This is a genomic window from Acidiphilium sp. PM (assembly GCF_000219295.1).
In the GTDB taxonomy this organism is placed as follows: domain Bacteria; phylum Pseudomonadota; class Alphaproteobacteria; order Acetobacterales; family Acetobacteraceae; genus Acidiphilium; species Acidiphilium multivorum.
In genome coordinates, this window is record NZ_AFPR01000579.1 from 1 (window position 1) to 1,976 (window position 1,976).

A 1,976-nucleotide genomic window follows, 5' to 3' on the forward strand; every position below is an offset into this window, starting at 1 on the left:
CCAAAGAAGCTGCTCACAGTCATCGAGCCGCCGCAGGCCAACGCCACCTCATAGATACACGCCCCGATTCCGTATCGAAAATCCATCGGAAAATAGACAGACTTTCCTCACGTCTGCCTCATGACCGCGAACCCGGGCTATGTCGACCGCGGCTATCGCGGCCACAGCGTCGAAGCCGAGGGCAGAAGGATCTTCATCTCCCGCCAGAAACGCGGCATCACCCCCACCATCCGCCGCGAGTTGCGCCGACGCACAGCCATCGAACCCGTCATCGGCCAAATGAAGACCGATGGCCATCTGGGGCGAAACTTCCTGCTCGGCGTCGACGGTGATGCCATCAACGCCGTCCTCGCCGGCGTCGGCCACAACCTCCGCCTCCTCCGCAGATGGCTGATCAGGCTTCTTTGTGCCCTCGTCGCATGGCTCTCTGCCACAAACCGCTCACCAAGCCTCGGCTTCGCCCACCGCCAGATCACATAGTTCACAGGCGACTAGGTAACCATAAATCAAGTATTTCGTGCGATAGGGATCGAATGCTGGGCATCATTCCTCATACGATCGATCAGTATCTCAGGACCCGCGTTCCGCCTGAGGCCAGGGCGGGAATTCTCGGGCGCGCGGGATTTCCGGACGGGCAGACCTTCCGGCTCGATACGGAATATGACGACGAGGCCTGTTGCGCGCTGGTCGATGCGATCGCCGCGGAAACCGGCACGACGACCGAGGCTGTGTTCGATGAGATCTCGGCGTTCTTCCTTGACTGGGCGGAACGCACCTTCTCGGGATTTTTCAAGGTTGCGCCGGATACGCGCGGCTTTCTCCTGCTGCAGCCGGAGATCCATAGCAGCCTCGCCTGCGGGTTACGGACCAGCGGGCAGCGGAAGGTGGCCGACAAGTTCAGGGTCGAGGCGCTGCCGGATGGGGTGCGGATGCACTACCGCTCGTCGAACCGGCTCGGCTATTTCTACTGCGCGCTCGCCCGCTGCCTCGCCGCGCGCAGGGGCGAGGTGGCCGAGATCAGCTTTCTCGACGGCGATGTCGGCTCGGCCGCCGCGATCATCGAGGTGCGGCTGAAACCGGCGCTGGCGGCCTGACACACATGGAACAGGCCGAAGCGGTCGACCGCGCCGCGGTCGAGGCTCTATGCGACGCGATGTGCGGCGTGGTCTCCGGCGACCTGTCGGTACGTCTGCGGACGGCGAGCGCGGACCTGACGGTCCAGAAGCTGTCGCTGCTCGCGAATTTCATGCTGGAGACCGCCCAGCGCGCGGTGGAGCGTAGCCGGGCCTACGCCGGCGCGCTCGACAACGTGCAGCGGATCGCGCGGCTTTCGGCCTGGCAACTGATGCTGCCTGACGAAGAGGTCGTGCCGATCGGCATCGCGGCGGGCCTGCCGGATGCGGCGGCCGCGCCGCTGCGGGGGACCGCTTGGTTCCTCGACCGCGTGGGCCCCGACTGTCGCGCCGCGATGGCCGCCCTGTTCCAGGGCGATGGCGGGGCGCTCGAATGGCTGGCGGCGGATGGCGAGGCCTGGTTCCGCACCGAGGTCGCCGCCCTGCGCGACGAGGGCGGGCTCTCGGGGTATCTCGTGATCACCCAGGACATCTCCGAGCGCCGGCGGGCGACTGAGCGCATCCGCTATCTCGCCGAGCACGACCCGCTGACCGGGCTCGCCAACCGGAGACGGCTGCACGAGCAACTCGAAGGGGAACTCGAGGCCGGCCGCCGGCAGGGCACGAAATTCGCGGTCCATGTCATCGATGTCGACCGATTCAAGACGGTGAACGACCTGTTCGGCCATGCCGCGGGCGACCGGCTGCTGGTCGATCTCGCCACCTGCCTGCGGCAGGAAGCGCGGGAAAGCGACATGATCGCCCGCATCGGCGGCGACGAATTCGTCGTCCTGCAGACCGGGATCGGCGATGCGCGGGACGCCGGGGCGCTGGCCGGGCGGCTGGTCGGGGCGGTGAGCGCGC

2 protein-coding genes and 1 pseudogene are annotated in these 1,976 nt (G+C 66.6%); all 3 read left to right on the top strand.

All coding sequences use genetic code 11. From position 1 onward, the window contains the following. Nucleotides 1–138 precede the first annotated feature (138 nt). Nucleotides 139–480: pseudogene (locus tag APM_RS18755) on the top strand (IS5/IS1182 family transposase); the annotation flags it as partial. Nucleotides 481–533: 53 nt separating this feature from the next. Beyond that, on the top strand, nucleotides 534–1,094 hold the full coding sequence (locus APM_RS18760) for a heme NO-binding domain-containing protein (RefSeq protein WP_007424969.1): 561 nt from the start codon (nucleotides 534–536) through the stop codon (nucleotides 1,092–1,094). 5 nt (nucleotides 1,095–1,099) lie between these two features. Next, the coding region (locus tag APM_RS18765; RefSeq protein WP_007424970.1) for a GGDEF domain-containing protein at nucleotides 1,100–1,976 on the top strand (877 nt) is incomplete at its 3' end.

What these genes read in the sequence shown, in the direction of transcription:
- APM_RS18760 (WP_007424969.1), top strand. Translation starts at nt 534, where the DNA reads ATGCTGGGCATCATTCCTCATACGATCGATCAGTATCTCAGGACCCGC.